Genomic DNA, 14318 nt, shown 5'->3' with positions numbered 1-14318 from the left:
GGAAGCCGGGAATGCGACGCCGGCCGTGCGGGGCGCGGCCGGCGCTCGGTCCTCAGTCGGAGCAGTCAGGAAGGCGGGAGGCGCGCGACGTCAGTGGCAGCGCGCGGGCAGCGGGAGCGGCTCGGCGGCGGACCGCCATGTCGACGGCTCCGTCGCGGCCGGCTGGCCCGTGCGGCGAGCGCCGTCTTTCGCGTTGCGCTGCCGGCGATGATCGAACCATGCGAACCCGAGCGCCGCGAGCGAGCCGCCCGGTACCACCAGCATCGTCACGTACAGCGCGATCTTCCAGCCGCGGTGCGGCCCGGAAAACGCATGATGAGCGGTATCGGTCAGGTTGCGGCGCAGCGCGCCGGCGGCATTTTTCAGGAACAGCATCGCGAACATCCTCGGGGTGCCCGCAGCGCGGGCGCATCGGTCAGAACATAGTCTCCGGCAGTGCAACATGCACGTCGTAACTGGTTGCCTCAAATAATATTGACTAAGCAATCATTTTTCAAGATACTGGGCGCGTTTAAATCTGAAACGCACTATTGCTGCGTGCGCAATCGCATGACCGGCGGCCTCTACGATCCCGAGAACATCGCGCTGGAAACGAGCCTCGGCTATTACCTGTCGAAGGCGAAGCAGGCGCTCGTCGAGCGGATGGACCGTGCGCTCGAGCCGCTCGACCTCACCGCGCAGCAGATCGGCGTGATCCTGCTGTTGTCGCGCGGCTACGCGCGCACGCCGTTCGAGCTGTCCCGCAAGATGTCGTACGACAGCGGGTCGATGACGCGGATGCTCGACCGGCTCGAACGCAAGGGGCTGGTCGCGCGCTCGCGCAGCGAGCAGGACCGTCGGATGATCGAGCTGACGCTGACCGAACGCGGCGCTGAAGCCGCGCGTGCGCTGCCGTCGCTGATCGCGACCGCGCTCAACGCGCAGCTCGACGGCTTCTCGGCCGACGAGCTCGTGACGCTCACCGGCCTGCTGCAACGCTTCATCGCCAACGGTCCCGGCTCGACCGGTTGCCCGAAACCCGACGACGAAGCGGACAGCTGATGTGCGCGGAGGCTCTATGTCTAGGTTAAACACTCGCTTATTTATCTGTCTGGGCAGAAGATGACAGGGCACGCGCTCCCTTTTTCCGTTGATTCGTTCCACCCGGCCGGGTTGCGCTGCGGCGCACACCCGTGCGTTGTGCCGGCGCGTCGCGCGCGCCGCGTCTAGGAGATTCCGATGTCCGCCACCACGGCATCCGCCGCCGCCGAACCCGCGCCGCTGTCCGGCGGCGCACTCGCGCTGCTCACGGTCGGGCTCGCGCTCGGCACCTTCATGGAAGTGCTCGACACGTCGATCGCGAACGTCGCGGTGCCGACCATTTCCGGCAGCCTCGGCGTCGCGACGAGCGAAGGCACCTGGGTGATCTCGTCGTACTCGGTGGCGTCCGCGATCGCGGTGCCGCTCACCGGCTGGCTCGCGCGGCGGGTCGGCGAGGTGCGGCTGTTCACGCTGTCGGTGCTCGCGTTCACGGTCGCGTCGGCGCTGTGCGGCCTCGCGAGCAACTTCGAGACGCTGATCACGTTCCGGCTGCTGCAGGGCCTCGTTTCGGGGCCGATGGTGCCGCTGTCGCAGACGATCCTGATGCGCAGCTACCCGCCCGCGAAGCGCGGGCTCGCGCTCGGGCTATGGGCGATGACGGTGATCGTCGCACCGATCTTCGGCCCGTTGCTGGGCGGCTGGATCAGCGACAACTACACGTGGCCGTGGATCTTCTACATCAACCTGCCGATCGGCATCTTCTCGGCGACCTGCGCGTATTTCCTGCTGCGCGGCCGCGAGACGAAGACGTCGAAGCAGCGCATCGACGCGGTCGGCCTGGCGCTGCTCGTGATCGGCGTGTCGTGCCTGCAGATGATGCTCGACCTCGGCAAGGACCGCGACTGGTTCAACTCGACGTTCATCGTCGCGCTCGCGCTGATCGCGGTCGTGTCGCTCGCGTTCATGCTCGTGTGGGAGGCGACCGAGAAGGAGCCGGTGGTCGACCTGTCGCTGTTCAAGGACCGCAACTTCGCGCTCGGCGCGATGATCATCTCGTTCGGCTTCATGGCGTTCTTCGGCTCGGTCGTGATCTTTCCGCTGTGGCTGCAGACGGTGATGGGCTACACGGCGGGCAAGGCCGGCCTCGCGACCGCGCCGGTCGGGCTGCTCGCGCTCGTGCTGTCGCCGCTGATCGGCCGCAACATGCACCGGCTCGACCTGCGGATGGTCGCGAGCTTCGCGTTCATCGTGTTCGCCGGCGTGTCGATCTGGAACTCGACGTTCACGCTCGACGTGCCGTTCAACCATGTGATCCTGCCGCGGCTCGTGCAGGGGATCGGCGTCGCGTGCTTCTTCGTGCCGATGACGACGATCACGCTGTCGAGCATTTCCGACGACCGGCTCGCGAGTGCGTCGGGGCTGTCGAACTTCCTGCGCACGCTGTCCGGCGCGATCGGCACCGCGGCGAGTTCGACGTTCTGGGAGAACGACGCGATCTACCACCACGCGCGGCTGTCGGAATCGGTGAGCGTGTATGCGCAGAGCACGACCGACTATCAGGGTGCGCTGTCGCAGCTCGGCATCGTCGGCCAGACGGCCAATGCGCAGCTCAACCAGCTCGTCACGCAGCAGGGCTTCATGATGGCGACCAACGATTTCTTCCTGCTGTCGGCGTTCATGTTCGGCGCGCTCGCGGCGCTCGTGTGGGTCACGAAACCGAGGAAGGGGGCGGGGCCGGCGATGGGGCATTGACCGCGCGGCGGGCGGCTGTTGCGCCCGCCTCGTTTGCTTGACCGCCCGCCTCGGCGGGCGTCACCCCCTCGCCCGCAACCCACCGAACGCCAGATCGTCGGCCGGCGCGAGCGGCAGCGTCGCCCGCGCCACTTCGAGCCACGCGCGCGCCGCGTGCGACAGATACCCCTTCTTCAACCAGCCGAGCGCGATCGCCCACGTGATCTCCGGCTCGATGATCGGCCGGCACGTGAACTGGCCCGCGTCGAGCCGCCGGCAATAGGGTTCGGGCAGCAGCGCGATGCCGACCCCCGCGTGCACGAGCGCGGCCATGAAATCCCAGTGGCCGCTGCGGCTCACGATCGACGGCGTGAAGCCGACCTGCCGGCACGCGTCTAGCACCGCGTCGTGCAGCGCGAGGCTCTCCGCGTAGAACACGAACGACTCGCGCGCGAGATCCGCGAGCGGCACGGCCGCGTGATCCTCCCAACGCGATTCGCGCGGCGCGACGAGCCACAGCGGCGCGCGCACCATCGGCAGCCGCTCGAAGGTGCCGGGATCGACCGGCTCCAGCAGCCCGCCCAGCTCCAGTTCACCCGACGTCAGCGCCGCCTCGATCATCCGCGCGCCCTGCTCGAACAGCTTCAGCTCGATGTTCGGATAGCGCTGCTTGTACGCGGCGATGATCGGCGTGAACAGCGAGCCGCCGAGCGGCGGGATCCCGATCGTCAGCTCGCCGCGCCCGAGCGTGCCGAGATCGTTCAGCTCCGACTGCAGCTGCGCCTGCGCGGCGAGCACGTCCTGGCCGCGCTGGAACACGATCCGCCCCGCGTCGGTCAGCACCATCTGCCGCCCGTCGCGCAGCAGCAGCGGCGAACCGATCTCGTCCTCGAGCGCCTTCACCATCTTGCTGATGGTCGGCTGGGTCACGAACAGCTTGTCGGCGGCCGCCGTGAAACTCTGCTGGCGAACCACCTCGACGAAGTACCGCAACGCGCGCAATTCCATCGATGACTCCCCAAAGTGGTGCGGCGATCAAAAAACGAATTCCGAATTGGAATGACAAGGATAGAGACAAGTCATTTTATTTATGGTTAGGGGAAACCCTATACTCCCATCATCAACGGAATATCTGCAGGGAGCCCGCCATGACCAAGCCGACCGCCGCACTCGCCGCCCGCCCCGCCGCTTCGGGCAGCCTGGCCCGCACGGGCCGGATCGCGCTGCAGGCCGCCGCGCTCGGTGCGCTGTGGATGGCGGTCGACTGGGCCGTGCGCAAGATCGGGCTGCCGATTCCGTCCGGTGTGATCGGCCTCGCGGTGCTCCTCGTGCTGCTGTTCTCGGGCCGCGTCGCGCCCGCCTGGGTGAAGGACGGCGCGAACTGGCTGCTGTCCGACATGCTGCTGTTCTTCGTGCCGGCCGCCGTCGCGGCCGTGCAGTACGGCGGGCTGTTCCGCGAGGACGGCTGGCGCATCGCGCTGGTGATGCTCGCCGGCACCGCGTTCGTGATGGTCGCGGTGGCCGTTGCGGTCGACCTCGCCGCGAAACTCGAGCGCCGGCTCGCCGCGCAGCGCGTGTTCGCCGAACGCCGCCGCACGCGCCTCACCGCCGCGTCCGCCCACTGAGCCGGAGCCTGTCATGCTTGCCGCATTGTCGAACCTGTCCGCCGACCAGGCGAACACCGCGATCTCGTTCGGCTGCTTCGTGTTGACGGTCGTGCTGTATTTCGCGTCGAAGCGGCTCTACGCGTACAAGAAGACGCTGCTGTTCTCGCCGCTCGTGTTCGTGCCGGGCGTGCTGGTGCTGCTCGTCCTGCTGACCGGCATCCCGTATTCGGTCTACTTCCACGACACGCGCTGGCTGATGTGGCTGCTCGGCCCGGCGACGATCGCCTTCGCGGTGCCGATCTACGACTATCGCGACCTGATCCGCCGCCACTGGCTGTCGCTGTCGGTCGGCGTCGCGGTCGGGATCAGCGCGGGCGTGTGCGGGTCGCTGCTGCTCGCGAAGCTGCTGCACCTGTCGCCCGAGCTGCAGCGCTCGCTGATGACGCGCTCGGTGTCGACGCCGTTCGCGCTCGCCGTGTCGGACAAGATCCACGCGCCGAAGGATCTCACCGCGCTGTTCGTGATCGCGACCGGCATTTGCGGGATGCTGCTCGGCGAGCTGGTACTCGCGCTGGTGCCGATGCGCACGCGGCTCGCGCGCGGCGCGCTGTTCGGCGCGGCCGCCCACGGCGTGGGCACCGCGAAGGCGCGCGAGATCGGCAGCGAGGAAGGCGTCGTGTCGAGCCTGACGATGATGATCGCGGGCGTCGCGATGGTGCTCATCGCGCCGCTCCTGACGCTGCTGCCGATCTGACCGGGCGGCGGCCGCCCGCCAGGCGCCGGCCCAGCCTGGCGCGATCGTGCCTGCCGCCATCGGCGCGGCAGGCTCCGCGCGTGTGGTACGGCGCTCACGCCCCACCACACGCGCTCCGGCGGCCCTTTCCGCCCCCACTTACCCTGCATCGAGCCGACACCCGGCCGACAATCGGCTGAGATAGCCGCAAATCCCCCCTCTTTTCCGCCCATCGGCCTCGGCCCGGATGCCGAACAATGCATGCTACGAGACATCACGCACGCATTCACATGGCCTCCACGACCGCAAACCCGACCGCCGACAAGCCGGCTTCCTCCGGCAAGTTCAAGCGCATCGCGCTCATCGCCGTCATCGCGCTGGGCGCGGCAGCTGCCGCAGCCGGCGGCATGTACGTGTTCCTGAGCAAGCAAGGCGTCGGCCATGCGAGCGCGCCCGCCGAGCCGGCACCGCTGGCCGCGCCGGTGTTCTTCCCGCTCGACCCGCTGACCGTGAACCTGCAGTCCGACGACGGCGCGCAGCATTACCTGCGCGTCGGCCTGTCGCTGAAGCTCACCGACCCGAAGGCGCAGGAGCAACTGACCGCGCGGATGCCGGAAATCCGCAGCCGGATCCTGCTCGCGCTGTCGAACAAGCATCCCGAGGATCTCGCGACGCCGGACGGCAAGCATTCGCTCGCGAAGGAACTGCGGGAGCTGGTCGAGCAGCCGACGCAGCCGGGCAACCAGCGCGCGAAGGTTGACGACGTGCTGTTCACCGAGTTCGTCGTCCAGTAACGCGGCCGCGAAAGGAGCGCGTATGGGTCACCAGGAGTTCATGTCCCAGGAGGAGGTCGATGCCCTCCTCAAGGGCGTCACGGGCGAAGCCGATTCAGTCGACGAGCAGCGCGACACATCGGGCGTCCGCCCCTACAACATTGCGACGCAGGAGCGGATCGTCCGCGGCCGGATGCCCGGCCTCGAGATCATCAACGACCGCTTCGCGCGCCTGCTGCGGATCGGCATCTTCAACTTCATGCGGCGCACGGCAGAAATCTCCGTCAGCCAGGTGAAGGTGCAGAAGTACAGCGAGTTCACCCGCAACCTGCCGATCCCGACGAATCTGAACCTGGTGCACGTGAAGCCGCTGCGCGGCACGTCGCTGTTCGTGTTCGACCCGAACCTCGTGTTCTTCGTCGTCGACAACCTGTTCGGCGGCGACGGGCGCTTTCACACGCGCGTCGAAGGCCGCGACTTCACGGCCACCGAGCAGCGGATCATCGGCAAGCTGCTGAACCTCGTGTTCGAGCACTACACGACCGCGTGGAAGAGCGTGCGGCCGCTGCAGTTCGAGTTCGTGCGCTCGGAAATGCACACGCAATTCGCGAACGTCGCGACGCCGAACGAGATCGTCATCGTCACGCAGTTCTCGATCGAGTTCGGGCCGACGGGCGGCACGCTGCACATCTGCATGCCGTACTCGATGGTCGAGCCGATCCGCGACGTGCTCGCGTCGCCGATCCAGGGCGAGGCGCTCGAAGTCGACCGCCGCTGGGTGCGCGTGCTGTCGCAGCAGGTGCAGTCCGCCGAGGTCGAGCTGACCGCGAACCTCGCCGAGATCTCGTCGAACTTCGAGAAGATCCTGAACCTGCGCGCGGGCGACGTGCTGCCGCTGGAGATCGAGGACACGATCACCGCGAAGGTCGACGGCGTGCCGGTGATGGAATGCGGCTACGGAATTTTCAATGGTCAATATGCGTTGCGCGTGCAGAAGATGATCAGCGCGGGCGATTCGATGAAGGAAGGTGGATATGAGTGAGCTGAACCAGACGCCCGAGGACGACGCACAAGCAATGGCCGACGCGGCCCTCGCGGCATCGGCCGCCGCCGCGCAGGCGGCACCGGCCGCGGCGGAAGAAGATCCGGGCATGGACGACTGGGCGGCCGCGCTCGCCGAGCAGAACGAGCAGCCGGTGCCGGCCGGTGCGACCGGCGCCGGCGTGTTCCAGCCGCTGTCGAAGGCCGCGGCAAACACGACGCACAACGACATCGAGATGATCCTCGACATCCCGGTCAAGATGACCGTGGAGCTCGGCCGCACGAAGATCGCGATCCGCAACCTGCTGCAGCTCGCGCAGGGTTCGGTCGTCGAGCTGGACGGCATGGCCGGCGAACCGATGGACGTGCTCGTGAACGGCTGCCTGATCGCACAGGGCGAGGTCGTGGTCGTCAACGACAAGTTCGGTATTCGCCTGACCGACATCATCACGCCGGCCGAACGTATCCGGAAGCTGAATCGGTGAACGTCGTGAAGCCTGGCCGCCGCGTGTGCAGCGCGATTGCGGCGGTGACGCTTGCCGTCGCCGTATCGCTCGCCTGCGCATCGGCCGGCGCCGCCGACATGAACGCGGTGAACCACCCCGGTTCGATCGCGTCGAGCGTGATGGTCGGTTCGGCCGCGCCGTCGCTCGGTATCGGCGCGGTGCTGCAGACGCTGGTCGGGCTCGCGGTCGTGATCGGCCTCGTGTTCGCGTGCGCATGGCTCGCACGCCGCTTCGGCTTCCAGCCCGCGCGGCGCGGCGGCCCGCTGAAGGTCGTGTCGAGCGTCGGGCTCGGTGCGAAGGAAAGCGCGACGATCGTCGAGATCGGCGACACCTGGCTCGTGCTCGGCGTCGCGCCGGGCAACGTGCGATTGCTGCATACGCTGCCGGCCGGCTCGGCGGCGGCCCCGGTTTCCGCTGACGCACCCGCCGGCGCCGCCCCGTCCGACGGCAGCCTGCCCGGCACGTTCGGCTCACGGTTTCGCGACGCGCTCGCGGGCGAAGCCGCGAAACGCCTCGGTCGCGGCAAGGACCGCTGACATGGCGCCGTGCCCTCTTTCCGTCTCCGCATTCCGATGAAACACGCATTCCTGCATCGCGCGGCGCGCTTCGCGCCCGTGCTGATCCTCTGCCTCGCGCCCGCGCTCGCCTGTGCGCAGGCGAACGGCCTGCCCGCGTTCAACGCGAGCCCGGGCCCGCACGGCGGCACCACGTATTCGCTGAGCGTGCAGACGATGCTGCTGCTCACGATGCTGTCGTTCCTGCCGGCGATGCTGCTGATGATGACGAGCTTCACGCGCATCATCATCGTGCTGTCGCTGCTGCGCCAGGCGCTCGGCACCGCGACGACGCCGCCGAACCAGGTGCTCGTCGGCCTCGCGATGTTCCTCACCTTTTTCGTGATGTCGCCGGTGCTCGACCGTGCGTACAACGACGGCTACAAGCCGTTCTCCGACGGCTCGATGCCGATGGAGCAGGCCGTGCAGCGCGGCGTCGCGCCGTTCAAGACCTTCATGCTGAAGCAGACCCGCGAGACCGATCTCGCGTTGTTCGCGAAGATCTCGAAGGCCGCGCCGATGCAGGGGCCCGAAGACGTGCCGCTGTCGCTGCTGGTGCCGGCGTTCGTCACGAGCGAGCTGAAGACCGGCTTCCAGATCGGCTTCACGGTTTTCATCCCGTTCCTGATCATCGACATGGTCGTCGCGAGCGTGCTGATGTCGATGGGGATGATGATGGTGTCGCCGTCCACCGTGTCGCTGCCGTTCAAGCTGATGCTGTTCGTGCTGGTCGACGGCTGGCAGCTGCTGATCGGCTCGCTCGCGCAGAGCTTCACGTAAGCCGCGGAGGAACACGCACGATGACGCCCGAACAAGTGATGACGCTCGCGCACCACGCGATGATGGTCGGCCTGCTGCTCGCGGCCCCGCTGCTGCTGGTCGCGCTCGCGGTCGGCCTCGTCGTGAGCCTGTTCCAGGCCGCGACGCAGATCAACGAAGCGACGCTGTCGTTCATCCCGAAGCTGCTCGCGGTGGCCGCGACACTCGTGATCGCCGGCCCGTGGATGATGACGACGATGCTCGACTACCTGCGGCAGACGCTGCTGCACGTCGCGACGCTCGGCGTCGGCTGAGCCGCGCGCACCACCCGGCGGCGATGTTCTCGGTTACCTACGCGCAGCTCAACGGCTGGCTCACGGCGTTCCTGTGGCCGTTCGTGCGGATGCTCGCGCTCGTCGCGACCGCGCCCGTCGTCGGCCATGCGGCGGTGCCCGTACGCGTGAAGATCGGCCTCGCCGCGTTCATGGCGCTGGTCGTGGCGCCTACGCTCGGCGCGATGCCGGACGTCACCGTGTTCTCCGCGCAGGGCATCTGGATCCTCGTCACGCAGTTCCTGATCGGCGCCGCGATGGGCTTCACGATGCAGATCGTGTTCGCGGCCGTCGAGGCGGCCGGCGACTTCATCGGGCTGTCGATGGGGCTCGGCTTCGCCACCTTCTTCGATCCGCACACGAGCGGCGCGACGCCCGCGATGGGCCGCTTCCTGAACGCGGTCGCGATGCTCGCGTTCCTCGCGGTGGACGGCCACCTGCAGGTGTTCGCCGCGCTCGCCGCGTCGTTCCAGTCGCTGCCGGTGTCGGCCGACCTGCTGCACGCGCCCGGCTGGCGCACGCTCGCGTCGTTCGGCACGACGGTGTTCGAGATGGGGCTGCTGCTCGCGCTGCCGGTGGTCGCGGCGCTCCTGATCGCGAACCTCGCGCTCGGCATCCTGAACCGCGCGGCGCCGCAGATCGGCGTGTTCCAGGTCGGCTTTCCCGTCACGATGCTCGTCGGGCTGTTGCTCGTGCAGCTGATGATCCCGAACCTCGTGCCGTTCGTGGCGCACCTGTTCGACATGGGGCTCGACGCGATGGGCCGCGTGCTGACCGGGTGGCGGTAGGCGCCCTGCCCGCTCCTTTCGACCCGCTTCGGCCACTGTCGCCCCCCGTTCCGCGTCTCCGTTGCTGGAAAACCCCTAAAGGAACCGCTAACCCGCGAAAGGTTGCAGAAGGTTTCGCGTCCCTATACTCGTCAGGACGATGCAGCAAGCATCGCGCCATACGAATACAACGAAGGAGACGATCCCGATGCGACCCATCCTGCGCACCCTCGCCGTTGCAGCCAGCCTCAGCTGCGCGCTCGCCGCTCAACCCGCTTTCGCCGACGACGGCGGCAAGATCACGATCATGGTCGGCGGGATCGCGAAGCTGATCTACCTGCCCGCGCGGCTCACGCAGGAGCTCGGCAACTTCAAGGCCGAAGGGCTCGACGTCGAGCTGCTGTCGCAGCCGGCCGGCGTCGACGCCGAGAACGAGCTGCTGGCAGGCGCCGTGCAGGGCGTAGTCGGCTTCTACGACCACACGGTCGACCTGCAGAGCAAGGGCAAGGACGTGAAGGCGATCGCCGTGCTCTGCCAGGTGCCGGGCGAAGTCGAGATGGTGTCGACCAAGGCCGCGCCGACCTTCAAGTCGATGGCCGATTCGAAAGGCAAGACGCTCGGCGTGACGGGCCTCGGCTCGTCGACGAGCTTCCTCACCCAATACCTCGCGCTCCAGCACGGCGTGCAGTCGACCCAGTACACGATGCTGCCGGTCGGCGCCGACGCGAGCTTCATCGCCGCGATCAAGCAGGGCCGTATCGACGCAGGCATGACGACCGAGCCGACGGTGTCCGCGCTCGAGAAGATGGGCGACGCGAAGGTGCTGGTCGACCTGCGCACGCTGGAAGGCACGCGCGCGGCGCTCGGCGGCACCTACCCGGCCGCGAGCCTGTACGTGCAGTCGGCGTGGGCCGACGCGCACAAGGATCAGGCGACCAAGCTCGCGCACGCGTTCGCGAAGACGATGCAGTTCATCCACACGCACAGCGCCGACGAGATCGCCGCGAAGATGCCGGCCGACTACCAGAAGGACAAGGCGCTGTACGTGAGCGCGCTGAAGGCGTCGCTGCCGATGTACACCGCCGACGGCAAGATGCCGGCCGACGGCCCGGCGACCGTGCTGAAGGTGTTGTCGGCGTTCAACCCGTCGGTGAAGGGCAAGCACATCGACCTGGCGCGCACCTACACGAACGATTTCGTGAACGCGAAGTAATCGAACTCGGCAGTCGCGCCGGCGGCGGCGATCCCGCCGCCGTGCGCTCCCCGTTCCGGCCCGGTTGACCGGCCCGGCGCCGCCACGCTGCGACGCTCTCCTCACCCGCAGGATCAATGCGATGAATCAGGCAGTTTCCCCGAGCACACCGGCGATCGAGTTTCGCAATGTGTCGTGCCGCTTCATTTCGCCGGAAGGCAAGGCCACCGTCGCGCTGCGCGACTTCAGCATGAGCGTCGCGCGCGGCGAGTTCATCGCGATCGTCGGCCCGACCGGCTGCGGCAAGTCGACCACGCTGAACCTGATCACCGGGCTGCTCAAGCCCGCGTCGGGCGAAGTCCGCGTGATGGGCCGCCCGGTCGACGGGATCGACCCGCGCATCGGCTTCGTGTTCCAGGCCGACGCGGTGTTCCCGTGGCGCAACGTGATCGACAACGTCGCGGCGGGCCCGCTGTTTCGCGGCCGCTCGAAGGACGTCGCGTACACGCAGGCCGAGGAATGGATCCGCAAGGTCGGCCTCGACAAGTTCACGAAGCACTACCCGCATCAACTCTCCGGCGGGATGAGGAAGCGCGTCGCGCTCGCGCAGACCTTCATCAACCAGCCGGAAATCCTGCTGATGGACGAGCCGTTCTCCGCGCTCGACATGCAGACGCGCACGCTGATGCAGGACGAGCTGCTGCAGCTCTGGTCCGCGAACAAGGGCTCGGTCGTGTTCGTCACGCACGATCTGGAAGAGGCGATCGCGCTCGCCGACCGCGTGTTCGTGCTGACCGCACGGCCCGCCACGCTCAAGCGCGTGTACGAGATCGACCTGCCGCGTCCGCGCGTCACGTCCGAGATCCGCTACCACACACGCTTCATCGAAATTTCCAAGGACATCTGGCACGACCTGCGCGAAGAAGTGCAGATCGGCTGACGCATACGCTCAAGGCAAGAAACAGCAAGGACAGGAGCATGACCGACATGACGCTTCCCCCCACCGCCCTTCCGGCGACGACGCTCGAGGACGAGTCGCGCGCCGCTCAAACCCGCCTGCGCCGCCGCCGGCAACTGATCATCGGCCTGCGGATCGCCGTACTCGTGATCGTGCTGGGCGGGTGGGAACTCGCCGCACGGCTGAAGTGGATCGATCCGTTCTTCTTCTCGCAACCGACGCTGATCTTCGCGCAGATCCAGGACTGGTTCGTGAACGGCACGTCGCAAGGCCCGCTGCTCACGCAGGTGTGGGTCACGCTCGAGGAAACCACGATCGGCTTCCTGATCGGCTCGGTCGCCGGCGTGATCTGCGGGATCGTGCTCGGCCGCAACAAGCTGATGGCCGACGTGTTCGGCCTGTACATCCAGATCGCGAACTCGATTCCGCGCGTCGTGCTCGGCTCGGTGTTCGTGATCGCGCTCGGCCTCGGGATGGCGTCGAAGATCGCGCTGGCCGTCGTGATGGTGTTCTTCGTCGTGTTCGGCAACGCGTTCCAGGGCGTGCGCGAAGCCGACCGCTACCTGATCGCGAACGCGCAGATCCTCGGCGCGTCGCGCCGGCAGATCACCACGTCGGTCGTGATTCCGTCCGCGCTGAGCTGGATTCTCGCCAGCCTGCATGTGAGCTTCGGCTTCGCGCTGGTCGGTGCGGTGGTCGGCGAATTCCTGGGTTCCAAACAGGGCATCGGCCTGCTAATCTCCACCGCCCAGGGCGCGTTCAACGCGAGCGGCGTGTTCGCGGCGATGATCGTGCTGGCCGTGGTCGCGCTGGCCGCCGACTATCTGCTGACGCGGATCGAGAAGCGGCTGCTGAAGTGGCGCCCCGCGGCGTTCTGAACGCCGCCGGCCGGCGCCTGACATGACACCTCCGACCGCGCCGGCGACCCCGGCGCGGTTCGGCATTTCGGAGAAGGAGCGCAACAGGATGGCGCACAGCCTGCGCGGGCGGCTGCTGTGGTGGCTGCTGCTGCCGCTCGCGGTGTTCGTGCTGATCGCCGGCGCGATGTCGTACGACACCGCGCGGACCACGGCCGCGCTCGTGCAGGACAGCGCGCTCGTCGCGTCCGCGCGCACGATCGGCGAGGACGTCGAATGGCGCAACGGGCGGCCGGCGGCCGACGTGCCGCCCGCCGCGCTGGAGATCTTCGAATCGCCGTCACGCGACTCGGTGTTCTACAAGGTGATCGATGGCCACGGCGGCCTGCTCGCCGGCAATCCTGCGCTCGACCTGCCCGCGCGGCACGGCGTCGAGCCGACGCTGTACGACACGTCGCTCGACGGCGTGCCGCTGCGCGCGGTGGCCTACGATCGCCAGCTGTACGACGAGGGGCAGATCGAGACGGTGACGGTGGTCGTCGCGAAGACGACGCGTTCGTACGGCGCGATGGTCGCGACGATCTGGCGACCGCAGCTCGTGCGCCTGTCGCTGATGCTGGTGCTCGCGGTGGTGCTCGTCTATCTCGGCCTCACCCTCGAGCTGCGCCCGCTGATGAAGCTGAAGGACGACGTGGCCGACCGCGGGCCGATGGAGCTGGAGCCGATCCGCCCCGAGCGGCTGCAGCACGAGTTGCGGCCGATCGTCGACGCGATCAACCAGTGCATCGCGCGGCTGAACACGCATACGGCCACGCAGCGCCGCTTCATCGCGGATGCCGCGCATCAGCTGCGCACGCCGATCGCGGTGCTCGATACGCAGATCCAGTACGCACAGCAGCGCGGCAACGACGATCGTGAACTCGCGTCGGTGCTCGACAGCATGCAGCGCAGCAGCCGCAAGATGGCCGACGTGACCGACAAGCTGCTGCTGCTCGCGCATGCGGAAGCGACGCCGTCGACGCTGCTCACGCATCGCGTCGATCTCGCGGCCGTGGTGTCGAGCGTGCTGGAAGAGACGATCGTGCTCGCGCAGCGGCGCAATATCGATCTCGGCGCCGATCTCGGCGAACGGCTCGACGTCGCCGGCAGCGACAGCCTGCTGACCGCGCTGGTGATGAACCTCGTCGACAACGCCGTGCGCTACACGCAGCCGGGCGGCTGCGTGACGGTCTGCGCCCGCCGCGACGGCGACGCGGTCGTGCTCGACGTGGTCGACAACGGCCCCGGCATCCCGGCCGAAGCGCGGCCGCACGTGTTCAAGCGGTTCTACCGCGTGTCGGCCGACACCGAAGGCTCGGGCCTCGGGCTCGCGATCGTCCGCGAGATCGCGCAGGCGCACGGCGGCAGCGCGTCGCTTGCGCCGGGGGCCGGCAATCGCGGTATCGTCGTAACCGTGCGGTTGCCCGCTTTCGATTGAAGAGAACGCCG

General features: G+C 67.9%; 17 protein-coding genes. 15 read left to right on the top strand and 2 right to left on the bottom strand.

Annotation, left to right across the window (positions count from 1 at the left end):
- Positions 1 to 90 precede the first annotated feature (90 nt).
- Positions 91 to 375 (bottom strand): multidrug ABC transporter ATPase, encoded by a 285-nt coding sequence (locus CFB82_RS00300; RefSeq protein ID WP_011350474.1) that lies wholly within the window; start codon positions 373 to 375, stop codon positions 91 to 93.
- A gap of 174 nt (positions 376 to 549) precedes the next feature.
- On the opposite strand from CFB82_RS00300, the gene CFB82_RS00295 reads away from it, so the two are divergent.
- On the top strand, positions 550 to 1041 hold the full coding sequence (locus CFB82_RS00295) for a MarR family winged helix-turn-helix transcriptional regulator (RefSeq protein ID WP_089483157.1): 492 nt from the start codon (positions 550 to 552) through the stop codon (positions 1039 to 1041).
- 177 nt (positions 1042 to 1218) lie between these two features.
- Positions 1219 to 2772: a DHA2 family efflux MFS transporter permease subunit gene (locus tag CFB82_RS00290; protein WP_089483156.1), complete on the top strand. Its 1554-nt coding sequence runs from the start codon at positions 1219 to 1221 to the stop codon at positions 2770 to 2772.
- A gap of 60 nt (positions 2773 to 2832) precedes the next feature.
- Here CFB82_RS00290 and CFB82_RS00285 read toward each other — a convergent pair whose 3' ends face one another.
- Positions 2833 to 3759: a LysR family transcriptional regulator gene (locus tag CFB82_RS00285; protein WP_069246737.1), complete on the bottom strand. Its 927-nt coding sequence runs from the start codon at positions 3757 to 3759 to the stop codon at positions 2833 to 2835.
- A 140-nt stretch (positions 3760 to 3899) separates the two neighbouring features.
- On the opposite strand from CFB82_RS00285, the gene CFB82_RS00280 reads away from it, so the two are divergent.
- The 13 genes from CFB82_RS00280 (at position 3900) to CFB82_RS00220 (ending at position 14307) form a co-directional block, all read left to right on the top strand.
- Positions 3900 to 4376: a CidA/LrgA family protein gene (locus tag CFB82_RS00280; RefSeq protein ID WP_069246736.1), complete on the top strand. Its 477-nt coding sequence runs from the start codon at positions 3900 to 3902 to the stop codon at positions 4374 to 4376.
- Positions 4377 to 4389: 13 nt separating this feature from the next.
- On the top strand, positions 4390 to 5112 hold the full coding sequence (locus CFB82_RS00275) for an LrgB family protein (RefSeq protein ID WP_069246735.1): 723 nt from the start codon (positions 4390 to 4392) through the stop codon (positions 5110 to 5112).
- A 236-nt stretch (positions 5113 to 5348) separates the two neighbouring features.
- Complete coding sequence (fliL, locus tag CFB82_RS00270; RefSeq protein WP_069246734.1) at positions 5349 to 5885, top strand: flagellar basal body-associated protein FliL; 537 nt, start codon at positions 5349 to 5351, stop codon at positions 5883 to 5885.
- A 22-nt stretch (positions 5886 to 5907) separates the two neighbouring features.
- Positions 5908 to 6906: a flagellar motor switch protein FliM gene (fliM, locus tag CFB82_RS00265; protein WP_069246733.1), complete on the top strand. Its 999-nt coding sequence runs from the start codon at positions 5908 to 5910 to the stop codon at positions 6904 to 6906.
- A complete protein-coding gene (fliN, locus tag CFB82_RS00260) occupies positions 6899 to 7390 on the top strand; it encodes a flagellar motor switch protein FliN (protein WP_069246732.1) in 492 nt (163 codons plus the stop codon). The genes fliM and fliN overlap by 8 nt, the downstream gene beginning before the upstream one ends.
- Positions 7387 to 7947, top strand: a complete 561-nt coding sequence (gene fliO / locus CFB82_RS00255) for a flagellar biosynthetic protein FliO (protein ID WP_069246731.1) — start codon at positions 7387 to 7389, stop codon at positions 7945 to 7947. The genes fliN and fliO overlap by 4 nt, the downstream gene beginning before the upstream one ends.
- 36 nt (positions 7948 to 7983) lie before the next feature.
- Positions 7984 to 8745 (top strand): flagellar type III secretion system pore protein FliP, encoded by a 762-nt coding sequence (gene fliP / locus CFB82_RS00250; protein ID WP_027788754.1) that lies wholly within the window; start codon positions 7984 to 7986, stop codon positions 8743 to 8745.
- Between the two features lie 20 nt (positions 8746 to 8765).
- Positions 8766 to 9038, top strand: coding sequence for a flagellar biosynthesis protein FliQ (gene fliQ / locus CFB82_RS00245; protein WP_039351961.1), 273 nt, complete (start codon positions 8766 to 8768; stop codon positions 9036 to 9038).
- A 23-nt stretch (positions 9039 to 9061) separates the two neighbouring features.
- Positions 9062 to 9844, top strand: coding sequence for a flagellar biosynthetic protein FliR (gene fliR / locus CFB82_RS00240; protein ID WP_089483155.1), 783 nt, complete (start codon positions 9062 to 9064; stop codon positions 9842 to 9844).
- A gap of 187 nt (positions 9845 to 10031) precedes the next feature.
- Positions 10032 to 11036 (top strand): ABC transporter substrate-binding protein, encoded by a 1005-nt coding sequence (locus CFB82_RS00235; RefSeq protein WP_089438880.1) that lies wholly within the window; start codon positions 10032 to 10034, stop codon positions 11034 to 11036.
- Between the two features lie 121 nt (positions 11037 to 11157).
- Positions 11158 to 11955: an ABC transporter ATP-binding protein gene (locus CFB82_RS00230; protein WP_069246729.1), complete on the top strand. Its 798-nt coding sequence runs from the start codon at positions 11158 to 11160 to the stop codon at positions 11953 to 11955.
- A gap of 38 nt (positions 11956 to 11993) precedes the next feature.
- Positions 11994 to 12851 carry an ABC transporter permease gene (locus CFB82_RS00225; protein WP_089444714.1) on the top strand — a complete coding sequence of 286 codons (858 nt, stop codon included), beginning with the start codon at positions 11994 to 11996 and terminating at the stop codon, positions 12849 to 12851.
- An 88-nt stretch (positions 12852 to 12939) separates the two neighbouring features.
- A complete protein-coding gene (locus CFB82_RS00220) occupies positions 12940 to 14307 on the top strand; it encodes a sensor histidine kinase (RefSeq protein WP_089444713.1) in 1368 nt (455 codons plus the stop codon).
- Positions 14308 to 14318: the final 11 nt, after the last annotated feature.

This window comes from Burkholderia sp. HI2714, from assembly GCF_002223085.1.
Lineage (GTDB): Bacteria > Pseudomonadota > Gammaproteobacteria > Burkholderiales > Burkholderiaceae > Burkholderia > Burkholderia lata_D.
Note: the sequence above shows the minus strand (reverse complement) of the source record. Positions and strands in the feature narration are given on the sequence as shown.